The 15,346-nt window shown below is 74.0% G+C and carries 10 protein-coding genes; 9 read left to right on the top strand and 1 reads right to left on the bottom strand.

Translation table 11 applies throughout. The features are described from left to right. Positions 1–166: 166 nt before the first annotated feature. The 4 genes from HG542_RS06985 to HG542_RS06970 all read left to right on the top strand — a co-directional run bounded on the left by HG542_RS06985 (position 167) and on the right by HG542_RS06970 (position 2,793). Entirely contained in the window at positions 167–1,396 is a 1,230-nt protein-coding gene (locus HG542_RS06985) for a S8 family peptidase (protein ID WP_171079193.1), read from the top strand. A 127-nt stretch (positions 1,397–1,523) separates the two neighbouring features. Continuing rightward, positions 1,524–1,823, top strand: a complete 300-nt coding sequence (locus tag HG542_RS06980; protein ID WP_171079192.1) for a hypothetical protein — start codon at positions 1,524–1,526, stop codon at positions 1,821–1,823. After that, positions 1,820–2,059, top strand: a complete 240-nt coding sequence (locus HG542_RS06975) for a hypothetical protein (RefSeq protein WP_171079191.1) — start codon at positions 1,820–1,822, stop codon at positions 2,057–2,059. Before HG542_RS06980 ends, HG542_RS06975 begins: the two co-directional genes overlap by 4 nt. Positions 2,060–2,211: 152 nt before the next feature. Further along, on the top strand, positions 2,212–2,793 hold the full coding sequence (locus HG542_RS06970; protein WP_171079190.1) for a DUF4352 domain-containing protein: 582 nt from the start codon (positions 2,212–2,214) through the stop codon (positions 2,791–2,793). Here the strand turns inward: HG542_RS06970 and HG542_RS06965 are convergent. Continuing rightward, a complete protein-coding gene (locus HG542_RS06965; RefSeq protein WP_229922596.1) occupies positions 2,783–3,571 on the bottom strand; it encodes a 4'-phosphopantetheinyl transferase family protein in 789 nt (262 codons plus the stop codon). The two genes, HG542_RS06970 and HG542_RS06965, sit on opposite strands and share 11 nt — an antisense overlap. A 414-nt stretch (positions 3,572–3,985) precedes the next feature. On the opposite strand from HG542_RS06965, the gene HG542_RS35640 reads away from it, so the two are divergent. From HG542_RS35640 to HG542_RS06940, 5 genes are all read left to right on the top strand, one after another. Next, complete coding sequence (locus tag HG542_RS35640; protein WP_171079188.1) at positions 3,986–6,820, top strand: helix-turn-helix transcriptional regulator; 2,835 nt, start codon at positions 3,986–3,988, stop codon at positions 6,818–6,820. 14 nt (positions 6,821–6,834) lie between these two features. Next, positions 6,835–9,531: an AAA family ATPase gene (locus HG542_RS06955; RefSeq protein WP_171079187.1), complete on the top strand. Its 2,697-nt coding sequence runs from the start codon at positions 6,835–6,837 to the stop codon at positions 9,529–9,531. Continuing rightward, positions 9,528–12,278, top strand: coding sequence for an ATP-binding protein (locus tag HG542_RS06950; protein WP_171079186.1), 2,751 nt, complete (start codon positions 9,528–9,530; stop codon positions 12,276–12,278). The genes HG542_RS06955 and HG542_RS06950 overlap by 4 nt, the downstream gene beginning before the upstream one ends. 212 nt (positions 12,279–12,490) lie before the next feature. Beyond that, positions 12,491–13,618, top strand: a complete 1,128-nt coding sequence (locus HG542_RS06945; protein WP_229922595.1) for a cytochrome P450 — start codon at positions 12,491–12,493, stop codon at positions 13,616–13,618. Positions 13,619–13,724: 106 nt separating this feature from the next. Continuing rightward, complete coding sequence (locus HG542_RS06940) at positions 13,725–15,332, top strand: GMC oxidoreductase (RefSeq protein ID WP_171079339.1); 1,608 nt, start codon at positions 13,725–13,727, stop codon at positions 15,330–15,332. Positions 15,333–15,346 lie beyond the last annotated feature (14 nt).

Here is a 15,346-nt window from a genome sequence, read left to right as displayed (position 1 = left end):
ACGCAACGACGTTGCCTATCTCACACCTCCCCGTGAAGGTTTGATCTGAGCGTGTCAAGCCTGACAGGGTCGTGGGCACCCGGACGCGGATCATCCGCTGTTCCGGGTGTTGTTGCGCGTGCACCGCGCAATCCCCCACACAACTCCACGAGGAGGAACCCTCGTTATGGCAACCCACAAACGCACCGGGAAGCGGCGTCTCGTCCTGGCGATAGCCACCGCGGCGGCCGCAACGGCAGGAGCCACGCTGCTGGTCCTGCCCGCCGGTGCATCGACGCCCAAGGAAGGCACCGTCTACGGGACGGAGGCCAAGGGCGCCATCGACGGCAGCTACATCGTCATGCTGAAGGACGGCAAGGGCATGGCTGCCGCCCAGGCCACCGGCAAGGAGAGCAAGAACCTCGCCGAGCGGTACGGAGCCAAGGTCAACCGCACCTACAGCTCCGCGATCCACGGCTTCTCCGCCAGCGGCCTGGACCGGACCGCCGCCAAGCGGCTCGCCGCCGACCCGGCGGTCGCGAAGGTGGTCCAGAACCACCGCTTCACCATCAACACCACGCAGGAGAAGCCGCCGTCCTGGGGTCTGGACCGGATCGACCAGACCGAGACCCAGGGCGACGGCAAGTACACCTACCCGGACAGCGCGGGCGAGGGCGTCACCGCCTATGTCATCGACACCGGTGTGCGCATCAGCCACAAGGACTTCGGCGGACGCGCCTCCTACGGCTTCAACGCCATCGACAACAACGACAACGCGGACGACGGCAACGGCCACGGCACGCACGTCGCGGGCACCATCGCCGGCACCGAGCACGGCGTGGCCAAGAAGGCGAAGATCGTGGCGGTCCGGGTGCTGGACGCCCAGGGCTCCGGCTCCACGGAGCAGGTCGTCGCCGGCATCGACTGGGTCACCAAGAACCACAAGGGCCCCTCGGTGGCCAACATGAGCCTCGGCGGCGGTGCCGACGAGGCACTCGACGCGGCCGTCTCCAAGGCCATCGCCTCGGGCGTCACCTTCGCCGTGGCGGCGGGCAACGAGTCGACCGACGCGGGCAACAGCTCTCCCGCCCGTGTGAAGGAGGCCATCACGGTCGCCTCCAGCACCAAGGACGACCAGCAGTCGGACTTCTCCAACTTCGGCAGCGTCGTCAAGCTGTACGCCCCCGGCACGGACATCACCTCCGACTGGAACGACAGCGACACCGGCACCAAGACCATCTCCGGTACGTCCATGGCCACCCCGCACGTGACGGGCGCCGCCGCGGTCTACCTCGCCGAGCACAAGGACGCCACCCCGGCGCAGGTCCAGTCGGCACTGGTCGCGGCCGCCACCCCGGACAAGATCTCCAACCCGGGCCAGGGCACGCCCAACAAGCTGCTGCGCGTCACCAAGTAGCCCCCGGAGCAGTACCCCGGCCGGCCGCTGCGCCCCACCCCCACATGGGCGCGGCGGCCGTGCCGTGTGCCCGGTGCACCGTCCGCTACGGTGTGATCCACGAACCGCGCCGACGCCTGGAGGACCGATGAGCACCGGCCAGCCGTGGACGATCGACAGGATCGGCCACGCCCTGCCGCACCCCGAGTTGAGGGCCACCTTCATGCGCGAGGTGTCCTTCACCGACGTGCGCGAGATCGGCGCCGTCCTGGACCGGTGGGTCGCCTTCGTCGAGGCCTTCGAGGCGGAACGGCCCCGGCTGGAGCATCTGCGGGAGCTCGTCCACGAACACGGCCGGCCGCCGGCCGCCTACACGGCGGGCCTCATCGACGTCACGCCCGACGAGCTGCACTCCGCCGCCGACCGCAACGACCGGGGTGCCGCGTGACCTACCGGCTCCGCATGGACCCGACGCTCCACCACTCCTACAAGGGCCTGCCCGACGAGCCGCGCCGCGACCTCGCCGTGTGTCTCCTCGACGCCCTGATCGACCCCGTCGCCCACTCCGCGCCGTACGGCGTCGACGACGGCATCATGCGGATCATCGCCCGCGGCCGGGTGGCGGGCGTCATCCTCATCGGCGCCGACACCATCACGCTGGTGCAGCTCACGCATGCCGGCTGAGGGCTGACGCGGTCACCGGAGCGTGTCCGGCGCGATGGATTTATCGCGTGCATGTCACAGGACGGCGACAGGGGGCCGGTTCTGATGATCTTGGCTGGAAAGTGACGTAAGAATGAGCCGGTCATCACGAACCACCCACGGGGGAAATGAATATGCGCCGTCCTCTCGCAGCCGTTGCCGTCGTCCTGGCGGTCGCCGCCACGGCCACCGCCTGCAACGACAACACCAAGCCCGCCGACCCGGCCGCCACCGGCAAGGGCCCCGCCGCGCAGGCGCCTTCGGCTCCTGCGCAGGGTCAGGGCGACGGGAAGTCCGGGGCCGTCGGCGGCAAGGTCACCGTCAAGGGGAACAAGTCGGGCGAACAGCTCGATGTGACCCTCAAGAACTGGGCGGACCCGGCCAAGAGCGACAACAAGTACACCCCGCCGAAGCCGGGCAAGAAGTACGTCGCCGCCGAGTTCGAGATCGTCAACACCGGCACGGCACCCTATGCCGACAGCCCCCAGAACAGCGCGAGCGTCATCGACGCCCAGGGGCAGAAGACCAACGCCAGCACGCTCGCCAGTGTCGCCGAAGGGGCGTCCCTGGGCGCGGACCTGAAGCTGGCGGCGGGGCAGAAGGCGACCGGCTGGATCGTCTTCACGGTGCCCGAGAACGACACCGTGAAGACCGTGCAGTTCGCGATGAACTCGGGGCTCGCGTCGCAGCCCGGGCAGTGGGCCGTCAAGAAGTGACGCACAGTCCTTCGGGGTTCAGCCGCTTCACCTCGTAGCGGCTGGTGAGCGGGCCGCGCACGGCGGCGGCCGCGTGGCCCGTGCCGACCGGTACGTCGACGATGGTCCAGCCCGCGGGCCAAGCCGGCGTGCCGGGGCCGCCGTTGCCCAGGTAGTCGAGGTCGGGGGAGCGGCCGAGGCCGGTGCCCAGGCCCTTGAGGTAGGCCTCCTTGCGCACCCACAGCCGGGTGAAGACCGCCGGGCGGCGCACTGCGGGCGCGGCCATGACCTCGCGGTGCTCGGCGGGATGGAGCGCCTGGGAGACCTGCTCGACGGTGTGCGCGGCGGCGAGCTGCTCGGTGTCGACGCCCACCGGAGCGGCGGCCACGCCGACGAGCACGAGGTTGCCGCCGTGGGACATCGAGAAGTGCGGTGCCCCGGCGGCCGTCACGGCGGGCCGCCCGTGCGGCTTGCCGCAGCACGGGCAGGGTTCGCGGGTGAACTCGACCTCGCCGGGGGCGACTCCGAGATAGGCACCCAGCACCCGGCGCAGCATGAGGTGCGCGGCCACGTACTTGGCGCGGTCGAGGTCGTGCACGAAGGCCTCGGCCCGCTCGCGTTCGCCCGCGTCCAGCGGGGAGCGGTCGGGATCGGCGGAGCGCAGCCAGGCGTCCGGGGTGTGCAGCAGCCAGAGATCCAGGGCCCCTTCGGCCGGCTCGGCCACGGCGTCGGGCCAGGGTGTGGCGGCGGGGGAGGGCTCCGGGCGGAGGGCGGCGGCGGGGTCCAGGTGAAGCTGCACGGGTCGCTCCGGTGTTTCGGTGACGGCGCTTTCGGCGGCGGGGTCGTGCCCGGCCGGACGGACAGAACGACGCAGCGTACCCGAGTCATATGTCCATCGGATATCGGGTCCGCCGGGCACGAGCATTTTCGGGCTCAATCCGTCACGTCATGGTCGCGTATGGACACCCGGCCATGGGGGCACATACCGGCCCCGGAGGGAAGCAGGATGGCCGACTCCGGCCGTCCGCCGTCTTTATTCTGGCTCAAACGTGGTGGGTGACCACGAGTTCCCCTGTTACCGTCGTTTTCCGATCTTGGTCGTGCAAGTCGGCTCTTTCGCGCCCCACTTGCGGAACGTCACCGGACAATCCGGCATCTTCCCGTACGACCAGGCGCCAGAGGTCGCGTGTGGCTTCATGAAAGAGGAAACACTGTGGCGGTCACCTTCGAGACAGCAATCGGGACGCAACGGGTCCCGCCCCGGATCCCCCCAGGCCGCTCCACCGAACTGAACACCCTGCTGCGGCAGGCCGCCCGGACCCGCGCGGGCGCCGCCCGCGCCGTCCTCGTCCGGGGCCCGGCCGGGATGGGCAGAACCAGCCTGCTGTCCGCCGTCGCCGAACACCTTCCGGCCGAAGGAGTAACCGTACGGCGCTTCGGCGGACGCCCCGGCGACAACGACGGCACGGCACCCCGCCGCGCCGTCGATGTGCTTCTCGCCCCGCACTCCGCCTCCCTCTCCGACCCCGCCCCCGTCCCCGCCGACGCGCACGCCGACCGGCTCCGCCTCCACCGGCATCTCCTCGGCCTGCTGTCCACCGGCCCGCTGGCCCTCGTCGTCGACGACGCCCAGTGGTGCGACGAAACCTCCCTGCGCTGCCTCGACTTCGTCCTGCGCCGGGCCGCCGCCCGCCCCCTGTTCGTCCTGCTCTCCCAGCGCACCGAGTGCGAGGGCCCCGGCACACCCGTCCTCGCCGAACTCCTCGCCCACGACCGCTGCGCACTGCTCGAACTCGGGCCGCTGGACCCGTCCGAGACGGCCCGCATGATCGACCGCACCCTCGGCGGCCCCGTCGACGACCACTTCGTCCGGCGCTGCACAGAGGTCAGCGGCGGCAACCCGCTCGTCCTCGGCCGGCTGCTCGCCGCACTGCGCGGCGCCGGAGTCCGCCCCGACGCCGCCGGACTGCGCCGCCTCGGAGCGGTGTACGAGGGGATCCTCGCCTCGATGATCCCGGACTTCCTGGCCGGACAGCCGCGCCACGTACGCCGGGTGGCCATCGCCCTGGCCGTCCTCGGCCGCGGCGAGGCCGACCTGCTCGGCGCGCTCTGCGGTGTGACCGGCACCCGCGTCGAGTCCGCCCTCGGCGACCTGCGCCGCGCCGAGGCCGTCCTCCCCGGTGCCCCCGCCGAGATGCGCGACGCCGTCCGCGAGGCCGTCCTCGGCGGCATCGCCGCCCCCACGCTCCAGCAGCTGCGCATACGCGCCGCCCGCGTCCTCAGCGACGCCGGCCGGCCCGCCACCGAGGTCGCCGGCCAACTCGTGCTCCTGGACCGGCTCGACGAGCCCTGGATGCTCGCCGTGCTCCGCGACGCCATCGCCGAGTCCCCCAGCCGGGCCGCGACCCGGGCCGCCGTCCGCTGCCTGCGCCGCGCCCTGGAGTCCCGGCTGACGGCCGCCGAACGCAAGGACGTCCACGTCGAACTGGCCCGGGCCTCCGTCCCGACGGCCCCCGCCACCGCCCTGTGGCACCTGCGCCGGGCCCTCACCACCGCCGCCGGACCCCGCGAACAGGCGCCCATCGCCGTGGAGTACGGCATGGCGGCCCTCGGCACCCGCTGCGCCCCCGACGCCGTCCGCGCCCTCGGCCACGTCCTCGACGGCCTCACCGGCGAGCTCGGCACCGACCCCGCCCCCGCCGACCGCGAGCTGCACACCACCGTCGCCTCCGCCCTCCTGGTGACCGCCGCCAACGACCGGACCGCGATGTCCGTGGCCCGCGAACGGGCCGCCACTTGGCCGGTACCGCAGGGCGACAGCCCCGCCGAACGCCAACTGCTGTCCGCCCTGAGCACGTTCGCCGCGCTGGAGGGCCGCCCCGCCGACCAGGCGGCCGCCCTCGCCCGGCGCGCCCTGCGGGTCGAGGAGGCGGCCCCCGCCGGATGGTGGGTGCTGGCCTCCTCCGTCGTCCTCTCCCTCGCCGACGCCGTCGACGAGGCCCAGGCCGGCCTGGAACGCTCGCTGTCCAACGGCCAGCTGTGCTACGCCCCGTGGATGCAGGTCGCCGCCCTGGCCGGCCGCTCCCTCACCCTGCACGGCACCGGCGACGTCACCGGCGCGCTGCACGACGCCCGGGCCGCCGTCGCCCTCGCCGAACAGACCGGGATGACCGGCGCCGTGCCCATGGCCCACATCGCCCTGGGCAACGCCCTGCTCTCCCAGGGCGAGGCCGAGGAGGCCCGCACCGTCCTCGACCGGATCGCGGACGCAGGCGGCGACCTGGAAGGGCGCATCTGGGAGTGGCACCAGTACCTCTACGCGCGTGGCCGGGTGCAGCGCGAACTCGGCGACCTGGAAGGCGCCCTGGACACCTGGCAGCGCTGCGGACGCAGCCTGGACGAGGCCGGGGTGGCCAACCCCGTGCTCGCCCCCTGGTGGCTGCCCGCCGCCGACACCCTCGTCCGGCTCGGCCGCACCGCGGAGGCCGCCGCCATCGCCGAGGAGGCCCAGGTCCGCGCCCGGCGCTGGGGCACCCCGCGCGCCGTCGGCCTCGGCCTGCTCGCCACCGCCACCGCGGCCCGCGGCCGGCCCCGGCTGCAGCTGCTCGCCGAGGGCGTCGACGCCCTCGCCGCCTCCCCGGCCCGCCTCGAACTCGCCAAGGCCGAATACCTGCTGGGCCGCGAACTGCTGGGCCGCGACGACGCCCGCGGGGCCCGCAGCCACCTGCGCCGGGCCATCGAGCTGGCCACCCGCTGCGGCTACCACGTCCTCGCCGCGCTTGCCCGCGAACTGCTCGTCACCGCGGGCGGCCGGATGCCGCAGCTCGCCACCAGCCCGCTCGACTCCCTCACCGAGAGCGAGCGCCGCGTCGCCGCCCTCGCCCAGGGCGGGGTCAGCAACAAGAAGATCGCCGAGGCGCTGTTCATCACCACCCGCACCGTGGAGATGCACCTCACCAACGTCTACCGCAAGCTGGCGGTCCGCGGCCGCGCCGACCTGCCCGGCGGCCTGGGCATGGGCCCCGGCCCGGCCCTGCCGGGCCACTGACCCGACGGGGGGACATGAGACGCACGACAACGGCACCACCGGGCAACGTCCCGGACGGAATGTCACCGCTTCCCGGACGCCGGGACGAAGAAGACCTGCTGAACTCCCTGCTGTCGGCCCTGCGCCGGGGCCGGCCCGCGCTCGTCGGCGTGCACGGCCCGCCGGGCATCGGCCGCAGCGCCCTGCTGGACCGCGCGGCCGCCCTCGCCGAGCGGGCCGGCGTGCGCACCGTCGCGGCCCAGGCCTGCCGCGAGGAGACGGACCTGCCCCACGGCGTCGCCGAACAGCTGCACGCCGCCCTCGGCACCGGCCGGCAACCGGCCGACCTGTGCCGGGCGTTGCTCGCCGCCGCCCGCGAACAGCCCCTGCTCGTCGTCGTCGACGACGTCCAGTGGGCCGACACCCCCTCGCTGCGCGCGCTCCAGGCCCTGGCCCGCCGGCTCGCCGGCACCTCCCTGATGCTGCTCACCGCCCGCAGCGACGCCCTGCCCCCCGGCCCGGACGACCGCATCGAACCCTGCCCGCTGACCGACGGACACGCCGTCGCCCGGCACACCCTCGACCTCGGCCCGCTCGCCCAGGACGCCGTCGGCGAGATCCTGGCCCGGGCCTGGGGCACGGCGGTCGACCCCGGCTTCCGGGAGGCGGCGGCCCAGGCCGTCGAGGGCAACCCCGCCGTGCTGCGCTCGGTCGTCCGCCGGTTCGGCCGGCACGGCTGGCGCCCGTGGGTCGACCACCTGCCCCACCTGACCGACAGCGCCGCCGAGGCCGTCCGCGAACGCACCCTGCGCACCCTCGCCATGCTCCCCGAGGAACTCCTGGACGTCCTGCGCGTCGTCGCCGCGGCCGGGGAGGACTGCAGCACCGGCATGATCGCCTCCCTCGCCGAGCCCCGCACCACCGGCGCCGCCCGCGCGCTCACCCTGCTGTCCGGCACCGGCCTGCTCACCCCCGGCCCCCGGCCCGCCTTCCGCGAACCCAAGGCGGCCGAGGCCGTGCTGGCCCGGCTCAGCACCGAGCGGCGCGAGGAACTGCACGCCCGCGCCGCCGACTGGGCACACCGGTGGGCCGTCCCCGACAGCGGCGTGGCGCGCATGCTGCTCGGCGCCCGGGTGCTGGGCGCCGCCTGGGCGGTGGACGTCCTGCGCCGGGAGGCCGCCCGCTGCCGCCTCGCCGGGAAGCGGGCCGCCGCGGCCCGGCTGCTCCAGCGCGCCCTGCGCGAACCGATGCCCCCGCCGCTGCGCGTGCGGTTGCTGACCGAACTGAGCGCGGCCGTCCTGCTCTCCGAACCCGAGGCCGCCGACCGGCATCTGCGCCAGGCCCTGCTCGTCCCCGCCGACGCCGGCGCCGGGCCCTTCTGGGTACGGGCCGCCGAACTGCTCGTGGCCCGCGGCGACGTCGTCGCCGCGCAGCCGCTGATCGCCCAGTGCATCGGCCGGACGGAACCGGGCTCGGCGGACCGCGCCGCCCTGCGCGCGCTGTACTGGCTCGCCGAGCAGAGCCAGCCGGAAGCCGCCCACGAACTGGACCGTCCCCCCGTCGACGAGCTCCCGGAACTGCCGGAGCAGCCCGCCGAAGCAGCCGCGGCCGCCTGGCGCACCGCCCTGCTCGGCCGCGACGTCACCCGCGCCCGGCAGCTGGCCCGCGCCGCCCTCGGCCCCGAGGCCCGGCAGGTGGTCCCGCCGACCCTCCAGGTGGCGGCCTGTCACGCGCTCGTGCTGAGCGGCGACTTCGCCGAGGCCCGCGCCGCCCTCGACCGGGTGCTGGTCTACGCCGAGCACACCGACTCCCGCGCGGTCGCCGGGCTCGCGCTGCTCGTCGCGGGTCTCACCGAACTGCGCCGTGAACGGCCCGAGGCGGCCACCGTCGCCCTGGCCCGGGCCCAGGAGGTCATGCCCCCGCACTGCTGGCACCCGCTGATGACCCCGGGACTCGTCGCCCTCATGGCCCTGCGGTGCCTGGAGCGCGGCGACCGGGCCGCGGCCGAGCGCAGTCTCGCCCTGGCCCGCCCGACCGGTGCCGAGGGCGGCCTGGCCTGGGCCTACCTGCTCTACACCCGCGGCCGGGTGCGCCTCGCGGGCGGACAGCGCGAGGAGGCGCTGGCCGACCTGCTGGAGTGCGGACGGCTGCTGCTCGCCCGCCGCGTCACCAATCCGGCGCTGCTGCCCTGGCGTTCGGCCGCCGCCCTGGCCCACGGCCCGGCACCGGACTGCCCGGTGGCCGCCGGACTGCTCGCCGAGGAGCGCCGCCTCGCCCTCGCCTGGGGCGCCCCCGGCGTCGTCACCGAGTCCCTGCTCGGCACCCTCACCGGCGGCCGGCTGCACCATACGCACCCGGACGCCGGGGCACCGGCCAGCTGGCAGTACCGGCAGGCACTCGTCGCCCTCGGCACCGCGCCCTTCTCCGGTCACCGCACCATCGACTCCCTCCTCGGCAGCGGAGCCACGGCCGCCCGCCCGGCCCCCGCGAAGCCGCCCGCCGCGCGCGTCCCGGGCTCGCCGCACGGGCTCACCGACGCCGAACTGCGGGTGGCCGCACTCGCCGCGGACGGCATGGCCAACCGCGCCATCGCCGCCGAACTGCAGGTCACCCTGCGCACCGTCGAACTCCACCTGACCAAGGCCTACCGCAAACTGGGCATCCGGGGGCGCCCGCAGCTGGCCACCGCGCTGGACAGTCCGGAGCACCCCCTACCGATGGAGCATTCATGACCCCCCTGCTGTTCGACCGGCAGCACGAACTCGGCCTGATCACCGCCGCGATGGAGGGAGCGGAGCGGGGTGCCGGATCCCTCGTCGTCGTCACCGGCGGCATCGGCAACGGCAAGACCGCACTGCTGCGCGCCCTGCCCGCGGCCGCCGAGCGGCGCGGGATACAGGTCGTCACCGCCAGCGGCGCCCTGCTCGAACGGGACTTCCCGCTCGGTGTGGTGAGCCAGCTGCTGGATCCCCTGCTGCCCGGGATGCCCGCCGACCCGCCCGGCGACCCCAACGGTCCCGAGCTGCACGGCGAACTCCTCTCCCTCGTCGCCGAGCGCAGCGCGCGCACCCCGCTGCTGATGCTCGTCGACGACCTCCAGTGGGCCGACGCGCCCTCGCTGCGCTGGCTGGGACGGCTGGCCAAACGGCTGGGCGCGCTGCACGTCGCCGTGGTCGCCACCGTGCGCGAGGGCGACCCCGGCGCCGACGAGCCCCGCGTGTACGACATCACCGACCGCGCCGCACACGTCCTGCGCCCGGGCCCGCTGTCCCCGGCGAGCACCGCGGCCCTGGTCGCCGACCGCTTCGGACGCGTCGGCGACCCCGCCTACGTGGCGGCCTGCCACGAGGCCACCGGCGGCAACCCGATGTTCCTCACCGCCACGCTGGCCGCCCTCGCCGGCACCGGCGAACCCGTGGCCGCCCGCGCGCACACCGTGCGCGAACCCGGCCTGGCCTCCCTGCGCGAACGGCTCGCCGTCGCCCTGCGCTCCCAGCCCGCGCCCGTCCGCGAACTCGCCAAGGCCCTCGCCGTCCTGGACGAGACCGCCGACCCGGAGCTGGCCGGCCGCCTCGCCGGACTCGACGGCACCGGCCGGGACGAGGCCGCCCGCGGGCTGCGCCGCCTCGGCCTGCTGGCCGACGGGCCCGGCCTGCGCTTCGCCCACCGGGCCGTGCGCGACGCCGTCGAGGAGTCGATGACCCCCGCGGAACAGGAGGACATCCACGTCTACGCCGCCCTGCTCCTGCACAGCGGCGGCCACCCCGCCGAACTGGCCGCCACCCAGCTCCTCGCCGCCACCTCCTGCCACGACACCTGGGCCGTCGAGGTGCTCCGGGCCGCCGCCACGGCCGCCGTCCGGCGCGGTGCGCCCCGGGATGCGGCCCGCTACCTGCGCCGCGCCCTGCTGGGCAGCGCGCCCGGCGGGCCCGACCGGGCGACCCTGCTCGTCGAACTGGCCGCCGTGGAGCGCGCCTTCGACCCGCAGGCCGCGATGCGGCACCTCTCCCAGGCCCTCCTGCTGCTGCCCACCGCCGCCCAACGCGCCCTGGCGGCCGCCCGGATACCCCCCGCACTGCTCGGCGGCTGCCCCGCGCCGGTCGTCGACGCGGTCGTCAAGCTGGCCGCCGAACTGGGCGACCCGGCCGCCCTGCGCGGCACCGAGCGGCAGATGGCCCTGCGGATGGAGGCCAGGGCCCGGCACGTGGCGGTGGCCGGGCCGGAGGAACTGGTGCTGTGCGCCGACCGGTTGCGCAGCCTCGGCCCCGTGCCCCGCCTGGACACCGCGGCCGAACGGGAGCTCGTCACCGTGCTGCTGCACGGCGCCACCCTGACACAGCGCATGACCGCGGCCGAGATCGCCCCACTGGCCAACCGCGTCCTGCAGTACGAGCCCGCCGCACCGGGCCACGTCCACACGGCCCTGCCGCTCCTCGCCCACGTGCTCGTCGCCGCCGACTCCGTCGAGGCCGTCGGCCCCTGGCTGGAGACCGCGCGCGAACGCGCCCGCAGGGAGAACGCCACCGTCCCGCACGCCACGATCTCCCTCGAACTCGCCCATGTCCTGCTCGCCCAGGGCCGCCTGGAGGAGGCCCGCGCCCGCGCCGAGGAGGCCCTGGACCTGGGCATCGCCGACTGGGCCACGCTCCAGGCCATGACCGCCGTCGTCCTGGTCGCCCTGCAGACCCGGGACGCCGAACTCGCCCGGCGGCTGCTCTCCCACCGCCGCGAGGGCGACGGGCACGGCTACCGGCCCTCCTCGCTCCAGCTCATCCGCGGCTCCAACGCGGCCGCCCGCGGCGACCTGCCCACCGCCCTGGAGTACTTCCTCGACTGGGGCCGCGCGGCGGAGCGCGCCGACTGGTGCAACCCGGCTGTCTTCCCCTGGCGTTCGTGGGCCGCCGGGCTGCACTACCGGCTGGGCCGGCCCGACCACGCCCACGACCTCGTCGACGAGGAGTACGAGCGCGCCGTGGCCTGGGGGACCCCCGTCGCCATCGGCCGCGCCCAGCGGGTCAAGGGCGCGGTGACCGAGGGGGAGCGCGGCATCGAGCTGCTGCGCGAGTCCGCCGCCACCCTGGACCGGTCCGTCAACGCCATGGAACGGGCCCGCACCGCGCTGCTGCTCGGCCGGCGGCTGCAGGCGGCGGGACGGCCCGCCGAGGCCGAGGTACGGCTGCGCCAGGCCCGCGACCAGGCCCTCGCGTGCGGTGCGCCGTGGATCGTGGAACGGGCGCGCCGCGAGCTGCACACCATGGCCTCCGGCCACACCTCGCTGGCCGTCGAGGCCCTCACCCCCACCGAACGCCGGGTCGCCGGACTCGCCGCCCACGGCGCCGCCAACAAGGACATCGCCGAACAGCTGGACGTCAGTTCACGGGCGGTGGAGAAGCACCTCACCAGGGCCTACCGAAAGCTCGGGGTGACGGGCCGTGCGGAACTGGCCGCCCTGGCCCACCTGTTGCCGGGGCCGGCGTAGGGGCCCCGCCCCTTACGGGGCGCGCCGAACCGTACCGAAGCCCCGGCCGACCGGTACCCCCGGTAACCGAACCCCCTGTCCGCACCCGCAGGGTTAACCGGCCGGGGGAACGATCTCGTTGACAGCCTTCACATCGCCTCCATACGGTCATTTCGACGGCGCCGAACAGGCCGATCACTCGTGAAAGGGCATACATGACCCAGGCTGCGCCGGTGACCTTCTCGACAGTCCGTGAGAATTACTTCGGTCCGCCGGCGGAGATGCAGGCACTGCGGCACAAGGCACCCGTCACGCGCACGGCCTTCGCCGACGGCCGCCTCGGCTGGCTCGTCACCGGATATTCCGCCGCGCGTGCGGTGTTATCCGATTCCCGTTTCACCGCCCGCGGAGAACGCGAGCACCCCGCCGTGCCGCGCGCCGCGACCCTGGAGGACGAGCGCTGCCGCAGGCTGATCGCCGGACAGTTCACCGCCCGCCGGATGCGGCAGCTCACCGGGCGGACCGAGCGGATCGTCCGCGAACACCTCGACGCCATGGAGCACATGGGCTCCCCGGCCGACCTCGTCGAGCACTTCGCCCTCCCCGTCCCCTCGCTCGTCATCGCCGAACTGCTCGGCGTGCCCCCCGCCGACCGGGAGCAGTTCCAGCACGACACCCTCCGGTGGGGCGGCTTCGGCCGGTCCACCGAGGAGGTCACCGAGGCCTTCGTCTCCCTCGGCGGCCAACTGCAGCGCCTCGTGCGGCTCAAGCGCACCGAGCCGGGCGACGACCTCCTCAGCGGCCTGATCGCCGCCGACCCCGCGCTCACCGACGAGGAACTCGCCTCGATCGCCTTCCTGTTGCTGGTCGCCGGCCACGGGACCACCGCCCACCAGATCGCCCTCGGCGCCTTCCTGCTGCTCGAACACCCCGACCAGCTGGCCGCGCTGCGCACCGAGCCCGCCCTGACGGAGAGCGCGGTCGAGGAGCTGCTGCGCCACCTGAGCGTCGTCCACCACGGCCCCACCCGTGCCGCGCTGCAGGACGCCGACATCGAGGGCACCCCCGTCAAGGCGGGCGAGGTCGTCGTGGTCTCGCTCGGCGCCGCCAACCGCGACCCCGCACGCTTCGAGCGGCCCGACGCCGTGGACGTCACCCGCGAGGACACCGGCCACCTCGCCTTCGGGCACGGCATGCACCAGTGCCTCGGCCGGCAACTGGCCCGCATCGAGCTGCGTGTCGCCCTCACCGCCCTCCTCGAACGCTTCCCGCACCTGCGTCTGGCCTGCCCCGCGGCGGAGATCCCGCTCCGCCACGACATGCAGGTCTACGGCGCCGACCGGCTGCCGGTCGCCTGGTGACCGTCCCCGTCACCCCCCGAACCACCTTCCCCACCCCTGAAGAAACGTCTCGGAAAGGTCAGGTAGACCCCGCGTGACTGCACAACAGCACCTGTCCCGCCGCCGCATGCTCGGCATGGCCGCCTTCGGCGCCGCCGCCCTCGCCGGGGGCACCACCATCGCCGCCCCCCGTGCGGCCGCCGCCGCCAAGTCCGCGGCGGACAACGGTGGTTACGTCCCCGCCGTCGTCATCGGCACCGGCTACGGCGCGGCCGTCTCCGCGCTGCGCCTGGGCGAGGCGGGTGTGCAGACCCTGATGCTGGAGATGGGCCAGCTGTGGAACCAGCCCGGCCCCGACGGCAACATCTTCTGCGGCATGCTCAACCCGGACAAGCGCTCCAGCTGGTTCAAGAACCGCACCGAGGCCCCGCTCGGCAGCTTCCTCTGGCTCGACGTCGTCAACCGGAACATCGACCCCTACGCGGGTGTCCTGGACCGTGTGAACTACGACCAGATGTCGGTCTATGTGGGCCGCGGCGTCGGCGGCGGCTCGCTCGTCAACGGCGGCATGGCCGTGGAGCCCAAGCGCTCGTACTTCGAGGAGATCCTCCCGCGGGTCGACTCCTCCGAGATGTACGACCGCTACTTCCCCCGCGCCAACTCCATGCTCCGCGTCAACCACATCGACACCAAGTGGTTCGAGGACACCGAGTGGTACAAGTTCGCCCGCGTCTCGCGCGAGCAGGCGGGCAAGGCCGGTCTCGGCACCGTCTTCGTCCCCAACGTCTACGACTTCGGCTACATGCAGCGCGAGGCCGCGGGCGAGGTGCCCAAGTCCGCCCTGGCGACCGAGGTCATCTACGGCAACAACCACGGCAAGCAGAGCCTGGACAAGACCTACCTGGCCGCCGCCCTCGGCACCGGCAAGGTCACCATCCAGACCCTGCACCAGGTCAAGGCGATCCGTCAGACGAAGGACGGCGGTTACGCGCTGACCGTCGAGCAGAAGGACACCGACGGCAAGCTCCTGGCCACCAAGGAGATCTCCTGCCGCTACCTGTTCCTCGGCGCGGGCAGCCTCGGCTCCACCGAACTGCTGGTGCGCGCCCGCGACACCGGCACCCTGCCGAACCTCAACTCCGAGGTGGGCGCGGGCTGGGGCCCCAACGGCAACATCATGACCGCCCGGGCCAACCACATGTGGAACCCCACCGGCGCCCATCAGTCCTCCATCCCCGCCCTCGGTATCGACGCGTGGGACAACAGCGACTCCTCGGTCTTCGCGGAGATCGCCCCCATGCCGGCCGGCCTGGAGACGTGGGTCAGCCTCTACCTCGCGATCACCAAGAACCCCCAGCGCGGCACCTTCGTGTACGACGCCGCGTCGGACCGCGCGAAGCTCAACTGGACCCGTGACCAGAACGCCCCGGCGGTCAACGCAGCCAAGGCGCTGTTCGACCGGATCAACAAGGCGAACGGCACGATCTACCGGTACGACCTCTTCGGCACCCAGCTGAAGGCCTTCGCCGACGACTTCTGCTACCACCCGCTCGGCGGCTGCGTCCTGGGCAAGGCGACGGACGACTACGGCCGCGTCGCCGGTTACAAGAACCTCTACGTGACCGACGGTTCGCTGATCCCGGGTTCCGTCGGCGTCAACCCGTTCGTGACCATCACGGCGCTGGCCGAGCGGAACGTCGAGCGCATCATCAAGCAGGACGTCACGGCGTCGTAATCACGCACCGACCG

It is taken from the genome of Streptomyces morookaense (assembly GCF_013030945.1).
Taxonomy (GTDB): domain Bacteria; phylum Actinomycetota; class Actinomycetes; order Streptomycetales; family Streptomycetaceae; genus Streptomyces; species Streptomyces morookaensis.
The sequence above is the reverse complement of the archived record's forward strand: the minus strand, read 5'-3'. Positions and strand labels throughout refer to the sequence as shown.